Origin of the sequence: Nostoc sp. JL31 (genome assembly GCF_017114965.1) — a bacterium.
Taxonomy (GTDB): domain Bacteria; phylum Cyanobacteriota; class Cyanobacteriia; order Cyanobacteriales; family Nostocaceae; genus Nostoc; species Nostoc punctiforme_A.
Genome location: NZ_JABXKO010000093.1, coordinates 1 through 23,952, shown reverse-complemented (window position 1 = coordinate 23,952; position 23,952 = coordinate 1). Strand labels below are relative to the sequence as shown.

At 42.0% G+C, this 23,952-nt stretch carries 16 protein-coding genes and 2 pseudogenes; 11 read left to right on the top strand and 7 right to left on the bottom strand.

Translation table 11 applies throughout. The features are described from left to right. Nucleotides 1-223, top strand: a 223-nt coding sequence (locus tag HWQ43_RS21685) for a hypothetical protein (RefSeq protein WP_292737932.1), incomplete at its 5' end; no start/stop codon positions are given. 55 nt (nucleotides 224-278) lie between these two features. Here HWQ43_RS21685 and HWQ43_RS21680 read toward each other — a convergent pair. Beyond that, complete coding sequence (locus HWQ43_RS21680) at nucleotides 279-1,484, bottom strand: glutathione S-transferase family protein (RefSeq protein WP_292737930.1); 1,206 nt, start codon at nucleotides 1,482-1,484, stop codon at nucleotides 279-281. Nucleotides 1,485-1,861: 377 nt separating this feature from the next. Beyond that, nucleotides 1,862-2,266 (bottom strand): DUF4112 domain-containing protein, encoded by a 405-nt coding sequence (locus HWQ43_RS21675; RefSeq protein WP_292737928.1) that lies wholly within the window; start codon nucleotides 2,264-2,266, stop codon nucleotides 1,862-1,864. Nucleotides 2,267-2,382: 116 nt separating this feature from the next. Between HWQ43_RS21675 and HWQ43_RS21670 the strand changes: the two genes are divergently transcribed. After that, a complete protein-coding gene (locus tag HWQ43_RS21670) occupies nucleotides 2,383-2,517 on the top strand; it encodes a hypothetical protein (RefSeq protein WP_292737926.1) in 135 nt (44 codons plus the stop codon). Nucleotides 2,518-2,889: 372 nt separating this feature from the next. Here HWQ43_RS21670 and HWQ43_RS21665 read toward each other — a convergent pair whose 3' ends face one another. Both HWQ43_RS21665 and HWQ43_RS21660 read right to left on the bottom strand, forming a co-directional pair. Beyond that, entirely contained in the window at nucleotides 2,890-3,363 is a 474-nt protein-coding gene (locus HWQ43_RS21665; RefSeq protein ID WP_292737923.1) for a hypothetical protein, read from the bottom strand. Nucleotides 3,364-3,829: 466 nt separating this feature from the next. Continuing rightward, nucleotides 3,830-7,018: a WD40 repeat domain-containing protein gene (locus tag HWQ43_RS21660; RefSeq protein WP_292737920.1), complete on the bottom strand. Its 3,189-nt coding sequence runs from the start codon at nucleotides 7,016-7,018 to the stop codon at nucleotides 3,830-3,832. Between the two features lie 342 nt (nucleotides 7,019-7,360). Between HWQ43_RS21660 and HWQ43_RS21655 the strand changes: the two genes are divergently transcribed. The 3 genes and pseudogenes from HWQ43_RS21655 to HWQ43_RS21650 all read left to right on the top strand — a co-directional run bounded on the left by HWQ43_RS21655 (nucleotide 7,361) and on the right by HWQ43_RS21650 (nucleotide 12,038). Continuing rightward, nucleotides 7,361-9,766 carry a GH116 family glycosyl hydrolase gene (locus HWQ43_RS21655; protein ID WP_292737918.1) on the top strand — a complete coding sequence of 802 codons (2,406 nt, stop codon included), beginning with the start codon at nucleotides 7,361-7,363 and terminating at the stop codon, nucleotides 9,764-9,766. Nucleotides 9,767-10,289: 523 nt separating this feature from the next. Beyond that, nucleotides 10,290-10,403, top strand: a pseudogene (locus HWQ43_RS33865) (hypothetical protein); the annotation flags it as partial. Nucleotides 10,404-11,568: 1,165 nt separating this feature from the next. Then, nucleotides 11,569-12,038 (top strand): annotated as a pseudogene (locus HWQ43_RS21650) (HetP family heterocyst commitment protein). Between the two features lie 874 nt (nucleotides 12,039-12,912). Here HWQ43_RS21650 and rpe read toward each other — a convergent pair. Next, nucleotides 12,913-13,620 (bottom strand): ribulose-phosphate 3-epimerase, encoded by a 708-nt coding sequence (gene rpe, locus HWQ43_RS21645; RefSeq protein WP_292737916.1) that lies wholly within the window; start codon nucleotides 13,618-13,620, stop codon nucleotides 12,913-12,915. Between the two features lie 212 nt (nucleotides 13,621-13,832). Here rpe and HWQ43_RS21640 point away from each other — a divergent pair, with 212 nt between their 5' ends. Continuing rightward, nucleotides 13,833-15,428 carry a S8 family serine peptidase gene (locus tag HWQ43_RS21640; RefSeq protein WP_292737914.1) on the top strand — a complete coding sequence of 532 codons (1,596 nt, stop codon included), beginning with the start codon at nucleotides 13,833-13,835 and terminating at the stop codon, nucleotides 15,426-15,428. 399 nt (nucleotides 15,429-15,827) lie between these two features. Beyond that, the gene (locus HWQ43_RS21635) at nucleotides 15,828-17,159 is read left to right on the top strand and encodes a serpin family protein (protein WP_292737912.1); all 1,332 of its coding nucleotides are present in this window, start codon (nucleotides 15,828-15,830) and stop codon (nucleotides 17,157-17,159) included. A 119-nt stretch (nucleotides 17,160-17,278) separates the two neighbouring features. On the opposite strand, the gene HWQ43_RS21630 is transcribed toward HWQ43_RS21635, so the two are convergent. Next, nucleotides 17,279-17,881 carry a hypothetical protein gene (locus HWQ43_RS21630; protein ID WP_292737910.1) on the bottom strand — a complete coding sequence of 201 codons (603 nt, stop codon included), beginning with the start codon at nucleotides 17,879-17,881 and terminating at the stop codon, nucleotides 17,279-17,281. A gap of 882 nt (nucleotides 17,882-18,763) precedes the next feature. Between HWQ43_RS21630 and egtC the strand changes: the two genes are divergently transcribed. From egtC to HWQ43_RS21615, 3 genes are all read left to right on the top strand, one after another. Continuing rightward, nucleotides 18,764-19,573 (top strand): ergothioneine biosynthesis protein EgtC, encoded by an 810-nt coding sequence (egtC, locus tag HWQ43_RS21625; RefSeq protein ID WP_292737908.1) that lies wholly within the window; start codon nucleotides 18,764-18,766, stop codon nucleotides 19,571-19,573. Between the two features lie 577 nt (nucleotides 19,574-20,150). Beyond that, complete coding sequence (locus HWQ43_RS21620; RefSeq protein ID WP_292737906.1) at nucleotides 20,151-20,360, top strand: hypothetical protein; 210 nt, start codon at nucleotides 20,151-20,153, stop codon at nucleotides 20,358-20,360. Nucleotides 20,361-20,424: 64 nt separating this feature from the next. Next, nucleotides 20,425-22,089, top strand: coding sequence for an FAD-dependent oxidoreductase (locus tag HWQ43_RS21615; RefSeq protein ID WP_292737904.1), 1,665 nt, complete (start codon nucleotides 20,425-20,427; stop codon nucleotides 22,087-22,089). A gap of 72 nt (nucleotides 22,090-22,161) precedes the next feature. On the opposite strand, the gene HWQ43_RS21610 is transcribed toward HWQ43_RS21615, so the two are convergent. Continuing rightward, the gene (locus HWQ43_RS21610; RefSeq protein ID WP_292737902.1) at nucleotides 22,162-22,482 is read right to left on the bottom strand and encodes a multidrug efflux SMR transporter; all 321 of its coding nucleotides are present in this window, start codon (nucleotides 22,480-22,482) and stop codon (nucleotides 22,162-22,164) included. Between the two features lie 313 nt (nucleotides 22,483-22,795). On the opposite strand from HWQ43_RS21610, the gene HWQ43_RS21605 reads away from it, so the two are divergent. Beyond that, entirely contained in the window at nucleotides 22,796-23,905 is a 1,110-nt protein-coding gene (locus HWQ43_RS21605) for a GNAT family N-acetyltransferase (RefSeq protein ID WP_292737900.1), read from the top strand. Nucleotides 23,906-23,952: the final 47 nt, after the last annotated feature.

Sequence of the window (23,952 nt, the reverse complement as noted above, 5' to 3'; positions counted from 1 at the left end):
TTTTACCACCTTATTTTCTCAAATTCTTACCACATCTCATCTTGAGCCACCTTGTTACCCGTTAAGATTTTCTGGCTATCAAATCACAGTTGTTGGTAGCCGCAAGCGAGGACTTAGCCTAGATGTAAAAAAGGCTGTGTGTTCAACAGTAGCACTTGCTATTTCTAAAATACAGTTTGGGCTTGTTATCTTGAAGCTACTCGTAATTATACTGAGTTATTAAACTAGATTTCGCTACATGGTTGCCCCCATTCGCTTAGGCATAAATATCTGAAATCCTACTTGATGGCAAAGTTAGACGGGTCTTGATCTCGTCGATGCTTAGTGGGAATGGGGGCTGGCTGCCCATCACCTGCAAGGGCTGCGGTTTTCTCCAGGGATTCCCTCAATCGCTTGGCTGCGTAGATAGACATATCTCGTGGTACATTAATGCGATCGCGCAAATATCGGAGAGCGACATCAGATCCCGATGGAGGTACACAGTCTTCCCCTGTCATCATGTGTGTTAAAGCACAACGTAGCGCTCGATCGAACAATTTATCATCTAAGGGGTTGACTCGGATAATATTGATCCGGTGCTTGATAGTTCGTTTAAGAGCTTCCATGCGGGAGTTTTCTGGTTCTGGATAAGTAACATCTGGTAGCCCGAACCAGGGGCCGTTATCCACCCGCGCTTTATTGAGAAGCATCTGGGTTTCGCCGTTTTCCCAACAGCCCCCCATTTGAGGCGGCAAATCATGTGCGTGGGTGTGAAAGTCACTCTGGGTACCGCAGTAGGTCGGTCGGCTTTCCATTGCCGCAAACCATGCGCTCAAACGAGGGTTTTCCTCCCGCAGTGAGTAGCCCTTGTAGTAGTAAAGGCTCGCATTCATCCGTTCGAGATATGGCGTAAAAATGACATCGACGATGCCGAAGCTATCTAGAAAGTAAGGGCTTGGGGTGCTACCCAGAGCTTCCTCTACCCTAGCCACCACTCCGATAAATTGTTCTCGGTTGCGTTGTTCTTGTTGAAATGAATCGGTTCTAGAGCATAGCCAAGCGCACCAGGCTCTAAATAAAAGTCGTTCTAATTGACGTAAAGGAAGCACCGTGCGGTCTTCCATCCCTTGGTTCAATGGAGCAAAAACCTTTTCCAAAGCGATCAAAATGTCATCGCTTTCCTTAATAATCCGTCCATCTAGCTCGATCGCGGGGAGCATTCCTGATGGTACCTTACGTTTGTACCAACTTTCTTTCTCCCCATAGCAAAACATTGTCACTTTTTCGATGCGGTAGGGGATCTGTTTTTCCTCTAGCCATAACCAAACTTTTTGACAGTAAGGACACCAGGCGTGGTTATCGCGGTACAGCGTTACCCGCACATCAGATTCCGGCTGACCAAACAAGCGCAACCTGCCTCTAGCATTGGTGAGACCATTAACGGTATCTATTTGATAGTCCGTGAGGGTTTCTAGTTCTTCCCAGCTTAAGGGTGCGGTAGTCATAGGGGGAGTTGCGTAGGGCAATACTTAGGGCAATTCTATACTCTACAATATTTTCAATTACACCAAGGCTGAATTTAACCGATAGGTTCGCCCATCAATTCTTTCCATTTCTCTTTTAAGAAAAAGTTGAAGTGACGATACCACGCTCAAAGGTTTTGGCAATTTGGCATAACTTGTTTCTGAATTGCCGTTTAAATGAGATATCAAAAGAACAGACGCAAATCGCCAGTTGTTGACCCAACGCTGTAGACGAACTCAGCAGCCCTCCCACAGCGCTCGGTCATCGCTTCACCACAACTGGCTAGTAATGTACTAGAAAATACATAGTAAATGTGCAATGGCAATGCCTGCGGCCGTAAATTACGCTCTTTTCCTACTTAAATTTTGCTGAATTTTTGAGAGGAAAGTTCATCAGACACTTTTTTTAGTTCTGGTTCAACTACTGTCAAATGTTGCTCCAAAATTGCCAAATTCCGAATGTTGGACTTATAGAAAGCATCAAACAAATCACCCACTAAAGGCACAGTACCAACGACTGTTTCCAAACCTACATTAAAAATCATTTTGGCTAAGTCTTGACGCGGGATGCCAAACCGAGTAGCTAAAAATATAATGTAAGCTGAAAACGCTGTACTGATTAAATCACCAGCACCTGGAACTAGACCAATGATTGGGTCTATTCCAATGCGAAAACCTGTCAAAGGGATACGTATTGATGTATCCATCAGACGGCTGAGTTTGCGGATGCGATTTAGAGTAGCAAGGCGTTTGGCAGCGTCCATAATTGACCATATTTACACTACTTTTAAATTGCACCATTTTTAGTTCTTTGTCTTGTACCGTTAGAAATAACAAGTTATGAATAAAAATCCTGAATACTGCCTAAAAAAGCAGATAGATGGATGATATAGTTTGTTGCGATGCCTGCGGTGGTAAACTACGCTCTATTATTTCTTATGACCAAAATCTCCGTTGGCGTCAGCCTGCCGTTAGGCAAGCAAAGAGAGGCTTTGAAACCCCCATTTCCTTGTAGGGAAGGGGGCTAAGGGGGTTAGGTTTTCGAGGCTTAGAAGTTACCAAAAATACTTTTCAAACATCCTCTAAGGGCCAGCTACGGCTACACCTTTCACTCACCATAATTCACCCTTGAATCTCGGCTGTTGCTGTTCAAAGCACGAAGTTCCGAGTTAAAAGGGAGAGTAATTGCCTTTTACTCACGATCGTTTACCTTTGGATCTCGGACGTTGCTGTTCATAGCTTCAAGTTTTGTGTTTTTATCTCAAACTTCCATGTTCTGAGGTTGAAACTTCGAGTTCAGAACTCGGAACGTTGAGCAATTTACTCCAACATCCGAGTTCTGAGCTTCAACATTGCACCTTAGAAGTGCGATCGCCGAGCTATTTTCTTACAACGCTGCTGCTTGAGGCTTGGATTTCCGAGATTTACGGGCGAACCTTTGCCCCATTTCCTCAACTACTCCATCTAAACCAGCGCCTTGTCCACTAGCTTTGGCATAGTTATACACCTGCAACGCGGCTGCATAAGCTTCACTTCCCACTGCTATAGATGTATCATCCAGCAACTCTTGTAATTGTGACAAAGACAGCAATACCGGATACAAAGCTTCAAATAATTGTACGTCTTTCCGCATCTCATTGAGGTCAAACGATCGCGGTAAAAACTCTGGGTTCTGTGTCGCCACCTCCAATGCAATGCTTACAAAGGCGCGGCTTTTATCTCCCATCTTGGGTAAAGCTTTCCGCTCCTCGTTACTTAAATCAATCAAAAATGGTAATTTGTCTTTAATGGTGGCGATCGCTTGCAACACAGCATCTCTATCTGATTGCGCTAGTGTTGCACTAATTGGGGCTGTGGACATAGAAATTAGTCTCCAGTATGTTGCTTAACTTTAGAGTGCCCACATATACCAGTTTAATTTCAATAACACCAATAAAAATTCCAATTTCAAAAGGTGAGCTTTGTCAAAGTGCGGGTTACGCCTAAGCCTTTAGCTCACCATAATTTATACCAATTTGAAAAAGGAATGCGACAAATAGACCACTTGTAGAGACGCGATTCATCGCGTCTTTACCCAAAGGATGTGTTGCAATCATTAATTGAATTGGTATTATCCTTGGATCTCGGCTGTTGCAGTTGTAAACATAAAGTTCCGAGTTTTGAGCATTAACTTCCAAGTTTTGAAGGTGAAAATTGGAATTCTGAGCCTAAATGGAGAAGATAATAAATCTCGTTTTTGTGTTCTCCTTTCCTTACTTGCTGCCTTTATAGCCGTTTACAATTGAGTCGAGTGCAGACTTTCTTAGAGGCACAGCAATACTGTGTTTTTAACCGTTTACTTTACTCCAAACATATTTTTTGCAGGTTTCACAGGCGGCTTTTGCTTCCTCTGTTTGCGGATTGGTGAAGACGGGATGGTAACGTAACCTGTCACAACAGACTTGCAACCATGCACGCCAGTCACCGCGCCACAAACGCACAGTGCTATCTTCACCACCGCTAACAATCGTCTGCCCATCGGCGCTAATAGCGACAGAATAAACCCAACCCTCATGACCACGTAAAGGTTCAGCCAAGGGAAGACCTTGTAGGTTCCACAACCTTACTGTGCCGTCATCACCGCCACTAACAATCGTCTGCCCATCGGCGCTAATGGCGACTGAATAGACCCAACCTTTATGACCACGCAATGGTTCAGCTAAAGCAAGACCTTGGTAATTCCACAAACGCACAGTGCCATCAGTACCGCCACTAACAATCGTCTGCCCATCGGCGCTAATAGCAACAGAATTGACAAAACCCTGATGACCACGCAAAGGTTCAGCTAAGGGAAGACCTTGCAGATTCCACAAACGCACAGTGCCGTCATCACCGCCACTAACAATCGTCTGCCCATCGGCACTGATGGCGACAGAATTGACAAAACCCTGATGACCACGCAAAGGTTCAGCTAAGGGAAGACCTTGCAAATTCCACAAACGCACCGTGCCGTCACTACCACCACTGACAATCGTCTGCCCATCGGGGCTAATGGCGACAGAATAAACCCAACCCTCATGACCACGTAAAGGTTTAGCTAAGGCAAGACCTTGGTGGTTCCACAACCGCACTGTGCCGTCAGTACCGCCACTGGCAATCGTCTGACCATCAGCGCTAATGGTGACAGAATAGACCCAACCCTCATGACCAGGTAAAGGTTCAGCTAAGGCAAGACCTTGGTGGTTCCAAAACCGCACCGTGCCGTCAGTACTACCACTAAGAATTGTCTGGCCATTAGTGCTGATAGCAACAGACCTAACATTGCCTTCGTGACCACGCAAAGGTTCAGTTAAGGGAAGACCTTGGCGATTCCACAACCGCACAGTGCCATCAGTACCGCCACTGACAATCGTCTGCCCATCGGCACTGATAGCGACAGAATTGACATAACTCTCATGACCACGCAAAGGTTCAGCTAAGGAAAGACCTTGGCGATTCCACAACCGCACCGTACCATCAGCACCGCCACTGACAATCGTCTGCCCATCGGCGCTGATGGCGACAGAAGAGACATTACCCTCATGACCATACAAAGGTTCAGCCAAGAGAAGACCTTGGGAATTCCACAACCGCACCATACCGTCAGCACCGCCACTGACAATTGTCTGCCCATCGGCACTAATGGCGACAGAAGAGACATTACCCTGATGGCCACGCAAAGGTTTAGCTAAGGGAAAACCTTGGCGGTTCCACAACCGCACTGTACCGTCAGCACCGCCACTGACAATTGTCTGCCCATCGGCACTAATGGCGACAGAAGAGACATTACCCTGATGGCCACGCAAAGGTTTAGCTAAGGGAAAACCTTGGCGGTTCCACAACCGCACTGTACCGTCAGCACCGCCACTGACAATTGTCTGCCCATCGGCACTAATGGCGACAGAAAAGACATTACCCTGATGACCACGCAAAGGTTCAGCTAAGGGAAGACCTTGGAGATTCCACAACCGTACAGTGCCGTCAGTACTACTACTAACAATCGTCTGCCCATCGGCACTGATGGCGACAGAAGAGATATTACCTTGATGACCACGCAAAGGTTCAGCTAAGGGAAGACCTTGGTAATTCCACAACCGTACAGTGCCGTCAGTACCACTACTAACAATCGTCTGCCCATCAGCGCTAATAGCGACAGAAGAGACATTACCTTCATGACCACAGAGGGGAATCGAGACTCTTGCTTTATTCACCACCCGATTCAAACTGTTCTGAACTGATGCAAGAATCTGCTGGGGTAGTTTTTCTTGATTCTCTCCCACAGCTTGAATTGCCAAAACTAGACTATCTAGGGGTTGTAAGGGCAATAAATCGTCTACTCTAGCTGCTTTCTCTCGTAACTGGGATTCAGTAAGCGCCCTTTCCATCTCGGCAATCCGGTCTTTTTCATCGGCACCGCTGCGCTGGTAAAAATCCTCATCTTGTTGGGGTGATTGCAAATCAGGCTGCAATTGTTGCCAGCTATTCCTCACCTCAGCCAGCAATCCTTTTTGCATTAAATATTTGTCATCCGGTCTTTCGTTCAACCATTCCCGCCGGGTATTTTCTAATGTATCGCTCAACGGTCGCAAGTCTCGGTCTTGTTGTCGCCACTGGGCAAACTGCTGCCAACTTTCAATTAATGCTTCATGGGCTAAATCAATCCAGACTTCTCCTTTTTCATCTTTCCCAGTAACTAATAAGCGTCCCTTAACCAATCCCGCTTCACCATCTAGTAACTCATTAAGTTGTTGCTGTTGATTGGCATCATTACCTGCAATATTTAATAATGTGGCTTTTGGTTGGCGCTGTTGGGTATCCTTTTCTCCCTCTCCCGTTCGCACTAACCGCAGAAAAATCTGCTTAATCCATTCTTTTTCTTGCTGACTGCGTTCTTGAGTTGAGGATTCTTTCTCATAATCTTGGTAGTGATAAACATTTTCTGCATGGAGATTTAACACCGCAGTTAATCCTCCCAACTTCTCATACTCTTCTTGGGTGAGTTGATTTTTCTTTTGCTCGCGTTTATCCCAGAGTTTAGTTAAGGCAAACTCTAACAGTGACAAACTCCCTGGTTCTTGTTGAAAATTTTGGAGAATTTTTAATGCTCCTGCTTCTTCAAGACTATGAACCTGAAGCTTGGCAGGTTTGGCAATTGTCTCCTTTAAATCAACTCCTGTTAAAGACGGCATAAAAACTGCCTGCGTTTGAATCAGCTGAGTCAGAGAAGGATTATCTAAACAGGATTCCAGAAAATCGCCTCGCATAGTAATTACCACTGCTAACCGCGAATCATGAATCTCTACTACCCCAGTCAGTAGTTCAATAAATCTTTGCCGTTCTTCCTTATCTATACAAACTGTAAATACTTCCTCAAACTCATCTACCACCAGCAAAAATTTTTCTGTGTCAGCCACAGTTTCTGCATCATTAATAGGTTTCAGGTTGCCTAAACTGTTGTCATCCTGAGCAATTTCAACCACAAGGGCGTATTGTGTCATTTTGTTTTGTTAAAACTATTGAGAAAAATACCTCTGTGCTTTAAAATACCCAAATTGACTAGTGATTTACCCATTAGAGTTAAAAACTCTAGATTTAAAATTCAAGTAGCGGTTAAGCAATACGCGATAGAAGCACAATATTAAAGTCTTAGTGGCTGGGATAAGCTCTATACCTTGTAGTTCGGTAGTAATTACGGGAGCGATGTCTAAGGGCGAGCTAAGACCAATTAGAAAATTTCAGCTTAAGTTGACCCCAATCGGCATTACCGTGCTACTACCTTGAGAAAAATCTCACATCGCGCTAGTCTTCATTGACGTAACTGCACGCTGTAACATTAGGCGATGATAAATCAACTCTCTCCAGAAATTCCCTCTTGCACTTGGAGCCGTCCTATCGGCTTAGGCTGGGACAAACCTTATACCGTCCGCTACGCAAGTAATATCGATGATGGCCCTTGGCATGGTATGCCTTTAGGCGGCTTTGGTGCAGGTTGCATCGGTCGTTCTTCACGGGGAGACTTTAACCTGTGGCACATCGACGGCGGTGAGCATACCTTCAAAAACGTTCCTGCTTGTCAATTCAGTGTGTTTGAATCCAATAGCACATCTTCCCAAGCCTATGCTTTATCTACCCAAGCGCCCGATGATGGCACTCTCAAGGCCTGGCAGTGGTATCCGATAGTTCCCGGCACAGAGGGGACGGGCAATTATCACGCGCTATATCCACGTAGCTGGTTTGTGTATGAAAATGTATTCCAAGCACAATTGACTTGTGAGCAATTTTCCCCAGTCTGGGCGGGTAATTACCAAGAAACTAGCTACCCTGTGGCAATATTCCTCTGGAATGCTCATAACCCCACAGATGCACCGATTACTCTCAGCATTATGCTCACTTGGCAAAATATGGTGGGCTGGTTTACAAATGCTCTCAAATCTCCTGAAGTGCGGGTGCGCGATGATGGTAGTCCGGTTTACGAATACCAACCGCGCTGGGGCGAAAGTCAAGGAAACTATAACCAAATAGTTGAAAATACACAACAGTTTGGCTGTGTTTTAGGTCGGGTTGGTAGTGATGAACCTTTGCAAGAAGGCGATGGAACTTGGTGTATTGCGACGCTGAAACATCCCCAAGTGGAAGTATTCCACCACAGCCGCTGGAATTCTGAAGGAACGGGTGAGGAAATATGGCAAAGCTTTGCTAAAGATGGTTCTTTGCCCAATTATCTAGATACGACAGCAACAGATAATACACAGTTAGGGGCTGCGATGGCACTCCGTTTCACTCTCCAACCAGGCGAAACTCTCGAAATCCCCTTTGTCGTCGCTTGGGATTTGCCGATTACAGAATTTGCGGCTGGAGTTAACTATTACCGCAGATATACAGACTTTTTTAGTAAAAGCGGAAACAATGCCTGGGCGATCGCATCCACTGCATTACAAGAATACCAAACCTGGCGATCGCAAATTCAAAGTTGGCAAAAACCCATCCTCGACCGGGAAGATTTACCCAACTGGTTTAAAATGGCTCTATTTAATGAGCTTTATGACCTCACCAGCGGCGGTACTCTCTGGAGTGCAGCATCAGAACTTAATCCCATCGGTCAGTTTGCAGTGCTGGAGTGCTTAGATTACCGTTGGTATGAAAGTCTAGATGTGCGATTGTATGGCTCTTTTGCCCTGCTGATGCTGTTTCCAGAACTAGAAAAATCGGTAATTCGGGCATTTGCACGGGCGATTCCTCAAGGTGATGATACTCCCCGAATAATTGGCTATTACATGACAATCAAGGCAGAAAGCCCGATTGCAGTTCGCAAAGTTGTAGGTGCAACACCCCACGATTTAGGCGCACCGAACGAACACGTCTGGGAGAAAACCAACTACACCAGCTATCAAGACTGCAATTTGTGGAAAGATTTAGGTAGTGATTTTGTTTTGCAAGTATACCGTGATTTTTTACTCACGGGTGCTGACGATGTGGAATTCTTGGCAGATTGCTGGAATGCGATCGTTCAAACCCTCGACTACCTGAAAACTTTTGACCTCGACGGCGATGGGATTCCTGAAAATTCTGGTGCGCCTGACCAAACCTTTGATGATTGGCGGTTACAAGGTGTCAGCGCCTATTGTGGTGGATTGTGGTTGGCAGCGTTAGAAGCTGCGATCGCAATTAGCGATATTTTATTAACTCATAAACTTGGCGATCTTGGCGTCTTGGCGGTTCAAAAATCCACTTATGAAACTTGGTTACGACAATCTCTTCCTATTTACCAAGAAAAACTCTGGAATGGGGAATATTACCGACTGGATAGTAAAAGTGGTTCCGATGTAGTGATGGCAGATCAATTGTGCGGACAATTTTACGCCCGTCTGCTGGATTTACCAGATATTGTACCGAGCGATCGCGCCCTTTCTGCTCTGAAAACTGTTTATGATGCTTGCTTTTTGAAATTTTGTAATGGTGAGTTTGGTGCTGCTAATGGTGTTCGTCGTGATGGTTCACCAGAAAATCCCAAAGCTACTCATCCCTTAGAAGTTTGGACGGGGATAAACTTTGGGCTGGCGGCTTTTCTCGTGCAGATGGGAATGAAAGATGAAGCGTTGAAGTTGACGCAAGCTGTGGTGCAGCAAATTTATGAAAATGGTCTGCAATTTCGCACGCCAGAAGCTATCACTGCAACTGGTACTTTTCGCGCTAGCACTTACCTGCGGCCAATGGCGATTTGGGGAATTTACTTAGTTATTAATTGATTGACTATCAAAGCGGTTCTCGTTTTGATGCAACACACATAGATGTCATTGGTGTCAACTTAAGCTGAAATCTTCTGACTGTATAAGTTTTGCCCCCAGTCCTTCTCCCAAAATTAGCAAAAGGAAGAAAATTCTCCAGTTCCCCTTCTCCCAATATGGGAGAAGGGGTTAGGGGATGAGGACAAGCAATCCCCCTTACTCGTACCTAACTTCTACCTTAAGTTGACACCTATGACAGATGTGCGTCCCTAGCAAATTTAACCTGTCTTCATCTGAGAAAGCAGACTTTAGGTTTGCGATTTTATTTTCCGAGTGTTTCCGGAAGCGAAGGAAAATTTCAGTAATGGTAAGAGTTGAAGCATTGAGAATTTAAGACTACTGTTTCAAAAAATGCAAATATTACTAGTATTACTAGCTTTAGCTATAAATATTGCTAATAGTTCCCAGACTACGTTCACAATCAAAAGCTAGGTTATGACGTGCATATTCCTTTACTCAACATCAAAGTTAATCAGATTGTGGCGCTGTGTGTTTGGCAATGATTAGCCAAGATTGTGGCATACACCTAAACCCCTACAATTTGCGTAACTTAACGCCAGTAAATCTCACAGGTGCATTTCACCAACCTTTACTATAACCAGTCCAAACTTCAGGATGTGAAGCGCTATTCAGTGAGGTACTAGTCTTTGTAAGGCGGAATCATATTATAACCCTTAGATAGCTTATTGTCAAATAATTCATTGGGTAGTTGTCTGGAGAGATAAAGGCGATCGCATATTGATTTTTGATCCTTTACCACCATTTAGCCCAATTGCCACTACATTTGTATAAATCTGTTAAATATTCATATCATATATAATAAATTTCTGCTGAATAAACTTAACAATCTTCTGTATTAATTAACTTTATATCTATCTATTAAATTCTCTAATATTGTCCAAACTGAGCTTGCTAAATTTTTTGAGTAAATCTATCCATTTGCGGATATTTTTCTTGACTCTAGCTAAGGCTCGTCATAACTATCTATCCATATTATCTATGACCAGTAATTTTATTTTACAACTGGTCTATTTTATAATTCCTGGCTTCTCGTTATGAAATATTTGCGATCGGGTGACAGCGATTATATTTAGATACGCTAAAGCTGTAGTTTTTGCAAACAAATAAAAACAAGCCTAATAACTATCATTGTCTAATCCAACTTATTTAAAAAATAGGTTGAACCTATGGCTTTGAACGGTTCTATTCTCTATTGCCTAATATTTTTACAAGTTGTTTTACATTCTATTTAATGGTATTGTTTTCTAGTTACTCGACAATAATAAAGGTTTTAAAATGATATCGTGTGAGGGGTAAGACCCCCCAAGAATTAGCAAAAGAGGACAAAACTAAAAGCTGCACAATACACAAGTAAGTATCGGAATATATTCAGTAAATTTGACCTATAAATATACTAGATTAGTAGATGACAGTAACTACAAAAAATAGTATAAATACGAATGGTGTTGTTAACGCTCAAAGATAAATATATTTTCTCTCTTAGTCTAAAAAAAATATGCAAACTTCCCGGAAATTGCCTAATCCAACAGTAGTAAGAAATATAAGCGTGTGAACCAACAAACTTTATTTACTTAAGGATTTTTATCCCTTGTAAACATCAAACACCGCTCTGTTGCTGATAATTTGCCACAAGCAATTCAAGATTTGCAAAAAGGCTAGTACAGTCTGTACACCTCAATTGAAACATCAGCAATTGCAGAGAAGAAAATAGTTTACTTCACCCAAAATAACTAAACACTATGATGAATCAAGACATTGCTGGTATTAGTAGTAACTTAGATAAGACAGTGAAAGCTCAACAATTTGACAAAGTAGTTGAAGCAATTCTTGCTGGAAAGTATTCTTGGGCATGTGTTTTAATGTTGCGATTTGGTGGTTATAATCCTCTGCATTACATTCCATATCGCACATACAATCGATTGCTCAAAGAGAACTCTCAAGCCGATAGGACAAAACAACAGCAAAGTGAAAATCTAAAAATGCTGAAACACGCTCATAATTCCCAGTCTGATAATAATGTTTCATCAGCTGCTTAAGCAAAATTAAAGACGTAGCTTATCTAGAAGTCGTTAGAAAGCAAAAAGCAGAACTCCGTGCTGGTAGTTTAGACCAGAGATTGACACAGCAAATTAACGAACATCAATCAAGCAAATCGCCATTAAAACCAGAAAATGTTCAAGACATTTCCTTGAAATCCTGTGGATTCAATTAAAAAGTATTTGGAATCAATAGATTCTGCTCTAAAGCTGATTGATTATCTGAAAGCCTGTTATGCTAATTGGAAATTTATAGCATGACAGGTTTTCTATAGCAGTCATGAACTTGATAATTTTTTGTAAAAATCTGCCAAAATGGCAAATATATACTAATGATATTGGTAAACTAATAACAACTACAACCTAAACCAAAATAGAGGTGATTTGGAAGCAAGTTAATTTAAAAAATAAAATCAACGATTAGTTCTAACTATGAAATAAATCAAACTGATTACAAAAGTAGTCAGCATTTCATGGAGTAAATAACTCCTAAACCAAGACCAATAATCCAACTGTTACTACTGGTGGTTCTTTTTCTGAGGAAGTCTGAGCAAAGAGAATTTGGGGAGGTGGATTCCCCCAATCCAAATTTTACACAGCTTTCACTGACTGCAGACAGTGCGAGTAATGCTGATAAAACTTTCTATCCTGTGGTTGGTGTTGCTTTAGTTAATAAAGCAAACGCTTAACATCAACTCTAGGAACAGAAATAGAAAAGTTACGGTGAAATTGTTGTCCTTGGCTGGTAGAACTAGTAGATCATACGCTTCTCTTTCGACTATTGTAATCCTAGTCCTCCCAACCGGGATTATCTTTGGTTTCTAAACTTTCAATTTATATAGCAACTACTGGAAGTTCAAAACTTGAATAGCTTCCAGTTTTTTATCTATATATAAAAATAAATAAGGTAGGCAATTTGCCCACCTTATTTTTTGTGAATACTAGACATCTGGTGAAATTAATCTAGAATTCTTGTAGAGACGTAGCAGCGCTACCTCTCTACATTCTTTTTCGCTTTCATGTTTAATGATTGGTTAATTCAAAAACGAATTAAACCTTGGCTAATTCTGGAGTAGGACTCTTGCTGTTGCGAATTGCTGTAATAGCCTCAGCATAATCTTTTGTATTAAACACAGCTGAACCGGCGACGATCGCATTGGCTCCCGCTTCCAAAACTTGCCAGGTATTATTTGCTTTAAGTCCCCCATCCACTTCAATCCAGGGGTCAAGACCACGTTCATCACACATTTGGCGCAGCTTGCGGATTTTGGGTAATACACCAGGGATAAAGCTTTGACCACCAAAACCAGGGTTGACGCTCATAATTAGTACTAAATCGCACAAATCTAGAACATATTCAATTAGTTCTAGAGGAGTACCAGGATTAAGTACAACACCAGCTTTCTTACCAAGCTCTTTTATTTGTCCCAAGGTGCGGTGCAGGTGTGGGGAAGCGTTATGCTCGCAGTGTACGGAGATAATATCAGCGCCCGCCTTAGCGAATCCCTCTACGTACTTTTCTGGCTCCACAATCATCAAGTGGACATCCAGAGGCTTGGTTGTAATCGGACGAATCGCCTCCACAATCAGAGGGCCTATCGTAATATTAGGTACAAAACGACCGTCCATGACATCAACATGAATCCAATCCGCTCCAGCTGCGTCTACCGCACGAATTTCGTCACCCAAGCGACTAAAATCGGCTGATAGGATAGATGGAGAAATTACAATGGGCTTTTGAGATAGGTTTTGGGTCATGGCTAGTGGATTTTTAAGCGTCCTCGTCTGTACGCATTGTAACAAAACATTGAACAAGACTCATAATTTTGATCCCGGTTTTTTGGGGAGTGGCGAGTGAAGAAGGGAATAGGTTACAGGTAAAAGGGTACAGATTATTCCCTATCACCTGTTACCTGTAACCTTTCACCTAATCCAATGACTGATGACCAATGACCAATGACTAATAACTAATGACTAAAAAACTAACCTGGATATTTTGGGGATTAACTGCTTCTTGTCTGAGTGTGCCAGTAATTGCTTCAGCTTTAGAATCTGCACTAGGAACTAACGGCATTGATGCTCTGAAGCTACACAAACCTCCTTATAATTTAATCGGTCGCAAGATTGCTATTGGTCAAGTGGAAATTGGCCGGCCGGGAATGTTTGGATGGGATAAAGCGGTGTCTAAAAATCGTGCCATATCTTTAGCAGCGGTTTTCTTACGCAATGGCCCAGCTAAGTCTAATACTGGTGTTGACCCCCACGCCTACAATGTCGCTGGTGTAATGGTGAGTCAAGATAAAGCCTTGCCAGGGGTTGCGCCGGGAGCGCGATTGTATTCATCAGCGGTGGGTTCTACTAAAAATATGGGTCAGCCAGAAGAGTGTTTGTCGGCACAGCACATAGCACTGCAAAATGGTGGCGATGTCCGTGCCATTAACTTTAGCTTTGGGGAACCTCTGAGCCGCGATCCTCGACCGGAGGCTACTTTAGACGGCAATGCTTTACTAACTTTATGTGTTGACTGGTCTAGTCGCGCTCATGATGTTTTGTATGCGATTGCTGGCAACCAGGGTAAGGGTGGTATTCCTATTCCTACAGATAATTTTAACGGAATAAACGTGGCTTTTTCATCCCGCCGAGGGGAAGTCTTTAACAAAGTAGACGTGGCGAATCTGGCGGGTGTTAACCAAGGGGTGAGTGGAAGACTGGCTGGAAGGGAATTTGACCTTGATGGGCGTCGCGCTATCAGTTTAGTTGCTCCTGGCAATAATATTCCCTTGCTTAATCCAGATGGCAAATTGAACAAGGTTACAGGTACAAGTTTTGCAGCACCTCAAGTTACAGCTACTGTTGCTCTGTTGCAGGAACTTGCTGACCGACAGATGCGAACAAAACAACCCCACTGGAGCATTGATTCTCGGCGTCATCAAGTAATGAAAGCTGTATTGCTGAATTCAGCAGACAAAATTTTAGATAGCGGCGATGGCTTAAAGTTGGGAATGACTCGGACGCTAATTGATAAACAAAATCAAAACTGGCTAGATTCTGATGCTTATAAAGATCCAAAAATTCCTTTGGATGCGCAAATGGGAGCGGGTCATTTGAATGCATTTCGCGCTTATCAGCAATTTAATGCTGGTCAATGGCAAGCATCAGCAGCAGTGCCGGCTATTGGTTGGGATTATCGCACAGTTGATGTCGGAGCATTTGTTGACTATATATTAGCAAAACCGTTAAAGCAGGGAAGTTTTGTTGCTGTCACTCTAAGTTGGGATCGATTGGTAGAACTCAACGATAAAAATAAAAACCAGCAATATGACTTAGGTGAAAGTTTTCGCGATCGCGGCTTAAATAATCTCGATCTATACTTAGTAAAAGCTGATGCTCAAAGTTCAGATGCTGGTGCTGTTTGCTCCTCAATCAGCCAAATCGATAGTGTAGAACATATTTTCTGCCCTGTTCCTACTACTGGCAATTACAAAATCCGCGTTCAGTTTCGTCAAAAGCTCAATGAAGCGACTCAACCCTATAGTTTAGCTTGGTGGAGTGTTCCTGTTAATTGAAATAGATTAGCACAAATATCTGTGTAAAATTACAGTATTTTTCTCGTTCTCATGCTCCGTATGGGAACGAGATTTCATGCTTCTGAGAAAGGTTATTCGATCTATAAAAACCTAACAAAAGTGGTTATTTTATGATTACGTAGCTTACAATAAGTTTATACGTAAAGATAAAAATTCTTAGAAATCAAAATTTTTTATAAGTGGTCTGTATAGCCGTCTCAATAAGGAATTAGCAACTCCACAAGTTGTGTTTAATTACTCTGAGCTACTAATTTGCTGTTACGAAAACTGTAACAGTCCCATTTTTCTATTGGAGTAAATGCAATAGTTAGTCATTGACACAGTATCTGCGTCAACTCTGAGCACAAATCGGGAATCTTTGGCAAGTGAGGTAGCAGAATGAATCGCCATAAATTGAGTGATGCGAAAGAAAATTTCCTACAAAGACGTTACGGTGTGAGTCTAGGTAGACGTTATGCTCTGGCAGCTGCAAGTGTTGTTCTATTCAGTGTATTAGGGTGTTCTCAAGTCGATAGTAATAAAAGCGCCCTTGCCCAATCTAGTTTACCTCAGCCAGAAACCCCATTGCAAAAAAAAACAGCGAAAACTGATACAAAAATCGTTGAGTCTAGCAATAAGTTTGGCTTCAAACTATTCTCAGAAGTTCTGAAAAACGATTGGGGTGAGAAAAATATTTTTATCTCACCTTCGAGTGTTGCGATCGCTCTTGCTATGACTTACAACGGCGCTAGCGGTTCGACTCAACAAGCAATGGCAAAAACCCTAGAATTACAGGGGATGAATCTACCAGAAATCAACTCTTCTTACGCGGCGGTATTAAAACAGCTTTTAGACAATTCAGATGCAAAAGTGCAATTGAAAATCGCTAACTCACTTTGGGCAAATCAAGATGTTAGCTTTGCACCAGACTTTCTCAAGAGAACCCAGGAGTTCTATCAAGCCAAAGTCAGCAATTTAAACTTTAAAGATGCCGCCGCATCTAGTATTATCAATAACTGGGTCAAAGAAAATACTAACGGCAAAATCACTAAAATAGTTGAAAAAATTGAACCAAATCAGGTATTGTTTCTGATTAATGCCATATATTTTAAAGGTAATTGGACTAACGAGTTTGATAAGAAAGAAACTGCTCCATACCCTTTTTACATCACATCTGGTAGGCAGAAACAACACCCAATGATGTCACAGGAGGGTGATTATAGATACTATGAAAGTGAAAAGTTTCAGGCAGTTAGTTTACCTTATGGTAAAGATGGTAAGACAAGTTTTTATATCTTCCTACCCAAAAAGAATTCTAACCTCAAAGCGTTTTATCAAAACTTGAATGTTGAGAACTGGGAAAAATGGATGACTCAGTTCAACAATCAAAAAGGGTTTATTCGCCTACCCCGCTTCAAAACAGATTACGATATTACACTCAACGATGCTTTAAAAACTTTAGGTATGGGGGAGGCTTTCAGCAACAAAGCCAATTTTTCTGGCATGGGTAAAAATTTTGCCATTAGCCAAGTTAAGCATAAAACTTTTGTTGAAGTGAACGAAGAAGGGACTGAAGCGGCGGCGGCTACTTCAGTGGGAATAGTAGCAACATCTTCGAGACAAGAACCAGAACCATTCCGAATGATTGTCGATCGTCCCTTTTTCTGTGCTATTAGAGATAATCAGACGGGAAATATTTTGTTTATGGGTTCAATTATCGAACCACAATGAGGATGTAGGAGAGATTGAAGTGAAGACTTCATCTTTTTAAAAGAGAACTTCCAAAAAATAAAATCCTCAGTGAATATAAATAATTAATTTACATTCACTGTATGTGCGGATAATACTTTTTAGAAGTCATTATCCGTAAAGGGAACTATGGATGGTGAAAATCTTTTTAGTGATGGGGAAAATTCTAAACTCGCGGCATAATCATCTGTTTGTGATAGTTCCATTTCAATTGTTTGCTGCTCTTTTTCATCAAAAAGCAACTGAATTTGATAACTTGTCCAGAATTGTTCACCTAGTTCATCTTCTAAATCAAAAGGCTGTTCTTCATCACCCCATATATTCGACCAAAGGACTATTTGATTAGCCCGAAAATGGTTTTGACCTTTTGTATTTCCAACGACAAAATATACTTCGATATTTAAATCAAATCCCAAATCATCGACTTCTGCCTCTGCTATCTGACAGCTAACAACAATTAAACTATCTGGGTTAACATCTACTACCTGCTGTTGGCGTTGTAATAATTCTTGAAATACAAAATTAGGTAATAACTTTGAACTCTCCTCATTTAGGTTTTTTTGAGTTTCTAGAGAGTAACGAGTTTTTAATTCTTGCGTGATTAATTTTAAAATATCTTCACTGGCTAAATTGACAACTATCTGTTTATTTGCAGGATTAAGGAAACATCCTTGATTAAGATTAATGTGTTTTTTAATTGTCATAGGTTTCTAAAATCCTTTTAATGCGAATGGCTAATTCACAAATCAAGCTCAAACAAAGGTAGTGAATAAATATTAGTTTAGCTTCTGTTCTATATTTTTAGCAAGACGTACTTAACAGCAATTAGATTATTTAAACGATAATTATAAATGACTGTGATTGCAGAGCTAAAAAATATTCATCGGCTCAGGATAAAAATGCCACAGTGCTTGATTAAGTAACCATTAAAAAACAAGTGTATTGCTGCTTTCATCTATATCTTGGGCATCATCAACAGGTTTAGGCAAATTTTGGACTGTTGCAGTATCTTCAACGTAGTCATCTCTTTCTTCTAAAGAATCTTTCCTTGTATGAATCTAAAGTTAAACTAAAATTAATCATTAATACCAATCTCAAACTGGCGTTACCCATTTGGAAACACTAAATTTGAAAGCCTTCAAAATTTAACAGCATGGTCAGCAGCATGGTAAGTATTCTCGAATACCACGTAACTGAAGAAATCTACGATTTTTATTAACTGAACCGTATTGACTCATAATCAGTGTAGAACTGAACCGTATTTTCCAAACTTTGCTGTAATTTCAGCTTCAACCCCTTCCTTTCTAATTAGCAGATTAATATACATAATCTACGATGCAATACTAAAGTTAATTAACTTAATTTTTTTAGTTTCTTGTTCAAGAAGATAAAATCATTAAATTTTAAAAAAAGATTTTTGAAAATTATAAACTAAACCATGACTAAAGTCACAGTTAAAACATACACAAGATAAACAATAGTTGTTAAATTAGTAGTGTTTTGTAATAATTGTCCAGTTAAAAAGTTCGATTTCTATCGGGGCTTGTGACTGATTTTTCTTACTCTTTCAGCAACATCGTTTTCTTATGTGTAGATTAATTGGCTATCTTGGTAACGCCATCCTCTTAGATGAGTTGCTGTATAAACAAGAGCATTCGCTCTACAAACAAAGTTACAGTCCTTTGGAATTAAAATCAGGAGTAGTTTGTGGAGACGGAGTAGGTGTAGGCTGGTACGACGAAGTGGGTAAACCCTTTATTTACCGAAATACTATCCCACTGTGGAACGAACCGAATCTGGAAGAGTTGAGCAACTATGTACAATCCAGTTGTACTCTCGGCTATGTCCGATTAGCTGGGATAGGTGAATCCCTCGACATTAGCAATTGTCAGCCATTTCGTAGTGGGAAACTTTTGTTTGTGCATAATGGCGAGATATCAAACTTTCAACAAACTCTTTGTAGACCAATACGTGAGAGCCTCTCTGATTCCACATACGGCCTGATTAAAGGTACGACTGACTCTGAACACATCTTCGCCCTACTAGTGGAAATGTGGCAGTCGTCTCCAAACAGCACTCTGTTGTCAGCATTAAATGCCACACTTCAAAAATTGACTAAGTTGGCATCAGAACACGACACCAGCTTTAGTGCCAATGTAATTGTCAGTGATGGTCAAGCAGTTGTAGCAATTCGCTATGCTTATCGCACACAAGCCCCTACTCTTTATTGGTCTTGTGATATCAAGCAGCCAAACCAAGTTATTGTTGCTTCTGAGCCTTTATCCAATAACCAAAATTGGACTGCTTTTGATGAGCAAAGTGCGCTATTTGTTGAAGCCCAGTCATTACAGCCAACAATTAGCCGATTGGAGAGATTTGTTCCCATTGGGGTTTAGATAAGGATTGCGATTTTGTTTAAATTGAGCTTTTCCCTCTAAAGTTGGCGCAATGGTAGACAAGCATTGCTATTGCTTGTGCTAAAAGGCAACAGTTGGAAGCAAGTGAGAAAGACAACATAAATTATCCGTCTTACAACTCCTCTGGGAACTAGCTAGTGTCACCGATAGCGAACGCGAGTGCAGAAGCGTTAGCGAGTCATCGGTGACACAATCATCATTCATTTTATGGCTCCCTTGTACTCTGTCCATCACTGTACCCACGCAAGCCGGAGCGATCGCATACTTAGTTATAGTGCCGAGTACGAGTATAGAGGGAAACAGATGATTTCTTCAGACCTCAACGCAAGGAATGCCCTGTTGCCTGATTCAATCCAATTTCAGTTACCCTGAATGACCAAAATAGTTTTATGATTTTCTACGAAAGCATATTTGAAATTATTTAGGTTTACTACCAAAATATTCTCAAGCTCATCCTAAAACATGGTGAATAGTAAATCACCTTTAGCTAAATTCGTGCAATGCTGGTTTTGAATTTTCTTCCAGGGTCAAATAAAGTACAGGGAGATGCAAAAGTATGGCTGAACACTCATTTCATGACCAACTGAGTTTAGAGGAACAAACTGAAAAACTCGGTAAGCAAGCAGTAAGCTTGGGTTTGATTCCCAGCTTTGTAGTGCATTACTTTCCTGATACCTGGGTATTTTATATACCCAATCAAAGTCAATCGCAACCGCTGACACCAGAAGAGGCATACTTTCGTTTAAAGCAACTGGTTAAACAGTAGATATTTTGACGACAAATTTTTGAAGACAACGGCTAGACACTGCAATTGTTAAGTAACAGTAGTTATGGCGAAACCAGCAATTTTAACCGTCGATGACGATCCAGAAGTATTGCAAGCGGTGTCACGAGACTTGCGTCATCAGTATGGCGATCGCTTCCGCATTGTCCGGGCAGATTCAGGTATCACGGCTCTGGATGTAGTGCAGCAACTCAAATTGCGGAATGAAGCAGTTGCTCTATTTTTGGTGGATCAACGTATGCCTCAAATGGGAGGCGTGGAGTTCCTGGAACGAGCAAAAGGCATCTTTCCCGATGCGAAACGTGCCTTACTGACGGCCTATGCAGATACGGATGCTGCCATTAAATCGATTAATAGTGCCAGACTTGATTATTACTTACTCAAGCCCTGGAATCCACCAGAAGAGAGACTATATCCGATTTTAGATGATTTGCTAGATGACTGGCTAGCTGGATTCCGCCCGCCCTTTGAAGGCATTCGAGTCATTGGTAATCGCTGGTCGCCTTTTTCACATCAGGTGAAAGACTTCCTAGCACGGAACCAGGTTCCATTTAAGTGGTTAGATATTGAACTGGAGCCGGATGCAGAAAAATTGGTGGAATACGCCCAAGCTGATTGTAGACAACAATTACCCTTGGTGCTGTTTCCCGATGGTTCCCGGTTAATTCAACCATCTAATTTAGAAATTGCCGCCAAAATTGGACTGCAAACTCAGGCAGAGCGCCCCTTCTATGACTTAGCGATCGTGGGTGCTGGACCTGCCGGACTTGCAGCCGCCGTCTATGGTGCTTCTGAGGGATTGAGTACTGTCTTAATTGAGCGTGAAGCGCCAGGAGGACAAGCTGGTACGAGTTCGCGGATTGAGAACTATTTGGGGTTTCCTATTGGCTTGAGTGGCAGTGATTTAGCAAGGCGGGGAGTCACTCAAGCACGGCGATTTGGGGTAGAGATTCTCACTCCTCAAGTAGTAACTGGGGTTCGACTAGAAGATCCTTATCGGGTTCTGGAATTGGCGGATGGTAGCGAGATTAGTTGCCATGCACTTTTAGTTGCAACTGGCGTTTCCTACCGTTGGCTAAAGGTTCCAGGAGCCGAGAAGCTCACAGGAGCAGGAATTTACTATGGTGCTGCGATGACTGAGGCGATCGCCTGCGCCAACGAAGAGGTTTACTTGGTAGGCGGGGCAAACTCTGCTGGACAGGCAGCAATGCACTTTTCTAAATATGCCAGCAAAGTGATTATGTTGGTACGCGGAGAGTCACTAGCATCAAGTATGTCCCAATATTTGATTGACCAAATTGCCGCGACTGAAAATATCAAAGTTTGCACAGGTTGCAGCGTTGTGGAAGTGAAGGGAGAGGAACATTTAGAAGCAATTGTCATTGCCCATGCCAACACTGGACAAACCGAAACTGTGTCGGCGCGATCGCTGTTTATTTTCATCGGTGCTAGCCCCAAAACTGATTGGCTCGATGGCGTTATTCAACGCGATGCTCAGGGGTTTATCATTACAGGGCCAGACTTGCTGCATAATGGCAAATCTCCTCGTGGTTGGTCTTTAGAACGCTCTCCTTTCTTATTAGAAACCAACATTCCCGGAATCTTCGCAGCCGGAGATGTCCGCTACGGCTCAATTAAACGGGTGGCATCTGGTGTCGGAGAAGGTTCGATCGCCATTCAATTCGTTCACCGCTACCTAAGCAATGTTTAGCTAAAACAGCCAATACTAAGCTGTATAAAATCTGCAAACCCTCTCCCCTGCCTCCCTACTCCCCTGCCCCCTTCACTGACTTGCGTTGATCCCAATTACCCCGATGATGATTAAGGAGATCGACACAAGTTTGATTAATGTGGCAGATTCCCGAAACCAAATAATACCAATAAGAGCTACTAGAATAGTTCCCAACCCAGCCCAGACAGAATAGGCGACACTTACTTCAAGTCTCTTGAGAGCAAAGGTTAAAAAAGTAAAACAAAGTCCATAGAAGACAAATATTAATACTGAAGGAACTATTTTAGTAAATCCCTCTGATAATTTCATGCAAGTTGTGCCTGAAACTTCAAAAAGGATGGCAATTATAAGGTAAATCCAACTTGTTAACATATTTTTTGTAAGTGGTTTGTTAAGAGCAACTCGCCCTAAAAATAGAATAAACAGTCCTGAAGTGACTCATTAAAAATTTTTACCAGTGTAATATCAATTCTCCATGAAGATGTTTTGGAGGGAAGGCGTAGCCGGGAGATAAATATATGCAGCTTCACAAAGAAATGGTATAGGTATTCCAATATTTAAAACTAAACGCGCAGTAGTATAATTGAGGCTATTCCAGGGCTTTATGGCGATGAAATTGCTCAAGTATTAGGGCAACATCTGCTGTAGTGTGATTGTGTTTTTGTCCTACTAATGGTACAGAAAGATGACGGCTCAATTTGAATACAGCACTCTTGCCGATCCACAGGATATTCAGCAGCTGATATATATCCTTGAGCAGTGTTTCATCAGCGGAGTTGGTGGCGAGGAAGCTTATATCAATCTCATTGGCGTAGAAAATTTCCGTATTATTCGGGGATTTGGGCAATTAGTTGGTGGATTGGCAACTCTGGATATGGGTCAGTGGTGGGGTGGTGTGCGTGTACCAATGACAGGAATTGCCGCTGTGGGTATTGCTCCAGAATACCGTGGTTCGGGAGCAGCGATCACTCTCATGCAGCAGACGCTCAAAGAACTTTATGCTAGAAGTATACCGCTCTCTGCTCTTTATCCAGCTGTGCAAACTCTGTATCGAAAAGTCGGCTATGAGCAAGGGGGTAGCTGGTGTAATTGGGAAGTTGCTACTAGGAATATCCAAGTGCGAGAGCAATCCCTACCTTTGCAACCCATAGTGAATATCAATCATCAAGTCTTTCATCAACTATATCAGCAGCAGGCGAGACAAACGCATGGATATTTAGACCGACATCCCGCAATCTGGGAACGCTTAATTCAACCAGATGAGAAGGAAACATTTTACGCATATTTTATCGGTACAAAAGAGAAACCCGAAGGCTACATCCTCTTCAGTCAACATTCAAAAGAGGATGGCGCAATCCTGCGAATCAAAGATTGGGTAATTCTCACAGTTGAGGCTGCACAAACATTTTGGTCTTTTCTTGCCAGTCATCGCTCCCAAATTGAACACGTGCGATGGAGGAGTTCTGTAACCGATTCTTTGACATTGCTGTTACCAGAGCAAACTGCCCAGCTTAAGCATACGATGCGTTGGATGTTCCGGGTAGTAGATGTAGTCAAGGCGCTGGAGATGCGGGGTTATCCATCGGGAATTGAAACTGAATTGCACTTAGATATTCAAGATAATTTGCTAGATGCAAACAACGGTAAATTCATTCTTTCTGTTGCCAATGGACGCGGCGAAGTTACAAAAGGTGGAAAAGGTGAGTTGCAGTTAGATATCCGAGAATTAGCACCACTATATACGAGTTTGTTCGCTCCCTACCATGAACCTATCCCACTAATAATATTTTGTTAATCCAGATATGAATTGTAGCAAGGTCAATGAATGCGTCAAAGTAAACT

What these genes read in the sequence shown, in the direction of transcription:
- HWQ43_RS21605 (WP_292737900.1), top strand. Translation starts at nt 22,796, where the DNA reads ATGACGGCTCAATTTGAATACAGCACTCTTGCCGATCCACAGGATATT.
- HWQ43_RS21640 (WP_292737914.1), top strand. Translation starts at nt 13,833, where the DNA reads ATGACTAAAAAACTAACCTGGATATTTTGGGGATTAACTGCTTCTTGT.
- HWQ43_RS21670 (WP_292737926.1), top strand. Translation starts at nt 2,383, where the DNA reads ATGGATGATATAGTTTGTTGCGATGCCTGCGGTGGTAAACTACGCTCT.
- HWQ43_RS21675 (WP_292737928.1), bottom strand. Translation starts at nt 2,266, where the DNA reads ATGGACGCTGCCAAACGCCTTGCTACTCTAAATCGCATCCGCAAACTC.
- HWQ43_RS21655 (WP_292737918.1), top strand. Translation starts at nt 7,361, where the DNA reads ATGATAAATCAACTCTCTCCAGAAATTCCCTCTTGCACTTGGAGCCGT.
- HWQ43_RS21660 (WP_292737920.1), bottom strand. Translation starts at nt 7,018, where the DNA reads ATGACACAATACGCCCTTGTGGTTGAAATTGCTCAGGATGACAACAGT.
- egtC (WP_292737908.1), top strand. Translation starts at nt 18,764, where the DNA reads ATGTGTAGATTAATTGGCTATCTTGGTAACGCCATCCTCTTAGATGAG.
- HWQ43_RS21610 (WP_292737902.1), bottom strand. Translation starts at nt 22,482, where the DNA reads ATGTTAACAAGTTGGATTTACCTTATAATTGCCATCCTTTTTGAAGTT.
- HWQ43_RS21620 (WP_292737906.1), top strand. Translation starts at nt 20,151, where the DNA reads ATGGCTGAACACTCATTTCATGACCAACTGAGTTTAGAGGAACAAACT.
- rpe (WP_292737916.1), bottom strand. Translation starts at nt 13,620, where the DNA reads ATGACCCAAAACCTATCTCAAAAGCCCATTGTAATTTCTCCATCTATC.
- HWQ43_RS21615 (WP_292737904.1), top strand. Translation starts at nt 20,425, where the DNA reads ATGGCGAAACCAGCAATTTTAACCGTCGATGACGATCCAGAAGTATTG.
- HWQ43_RS21680 (WP_292737930.1), bottom strand. Translation starts at nt 1,484, where the DNA reads ATGACTACCGCACCCTTAAGCTGGGAAGAACTAGAAACCCTCACGGAC.
- HWQ43_RS21635 (WP_292737912.1), top strand. Translation starts at nt 15,828, where the DNA reads ATGAATCGCCATAAATTGAGTGATGCGAAAGAAAATTTCCTACAAAGA.
- HWQ43_RS21630 (WP_292737910.1), bottom strand. Translation starts at nt 17,881, where the DNA reads ATGACAATTAAAAAACACATTAATCTTAATCAAGGATGTTTCCTTAAT.
- HWQ43_RS21665 (WP_292737923.1), bottom strand. Translation starts at nt 3,363, where the DNA reads ATGTCCACAGCCCCAATTAGTGCAACACTAGCGCAATCAGATAGAGAT.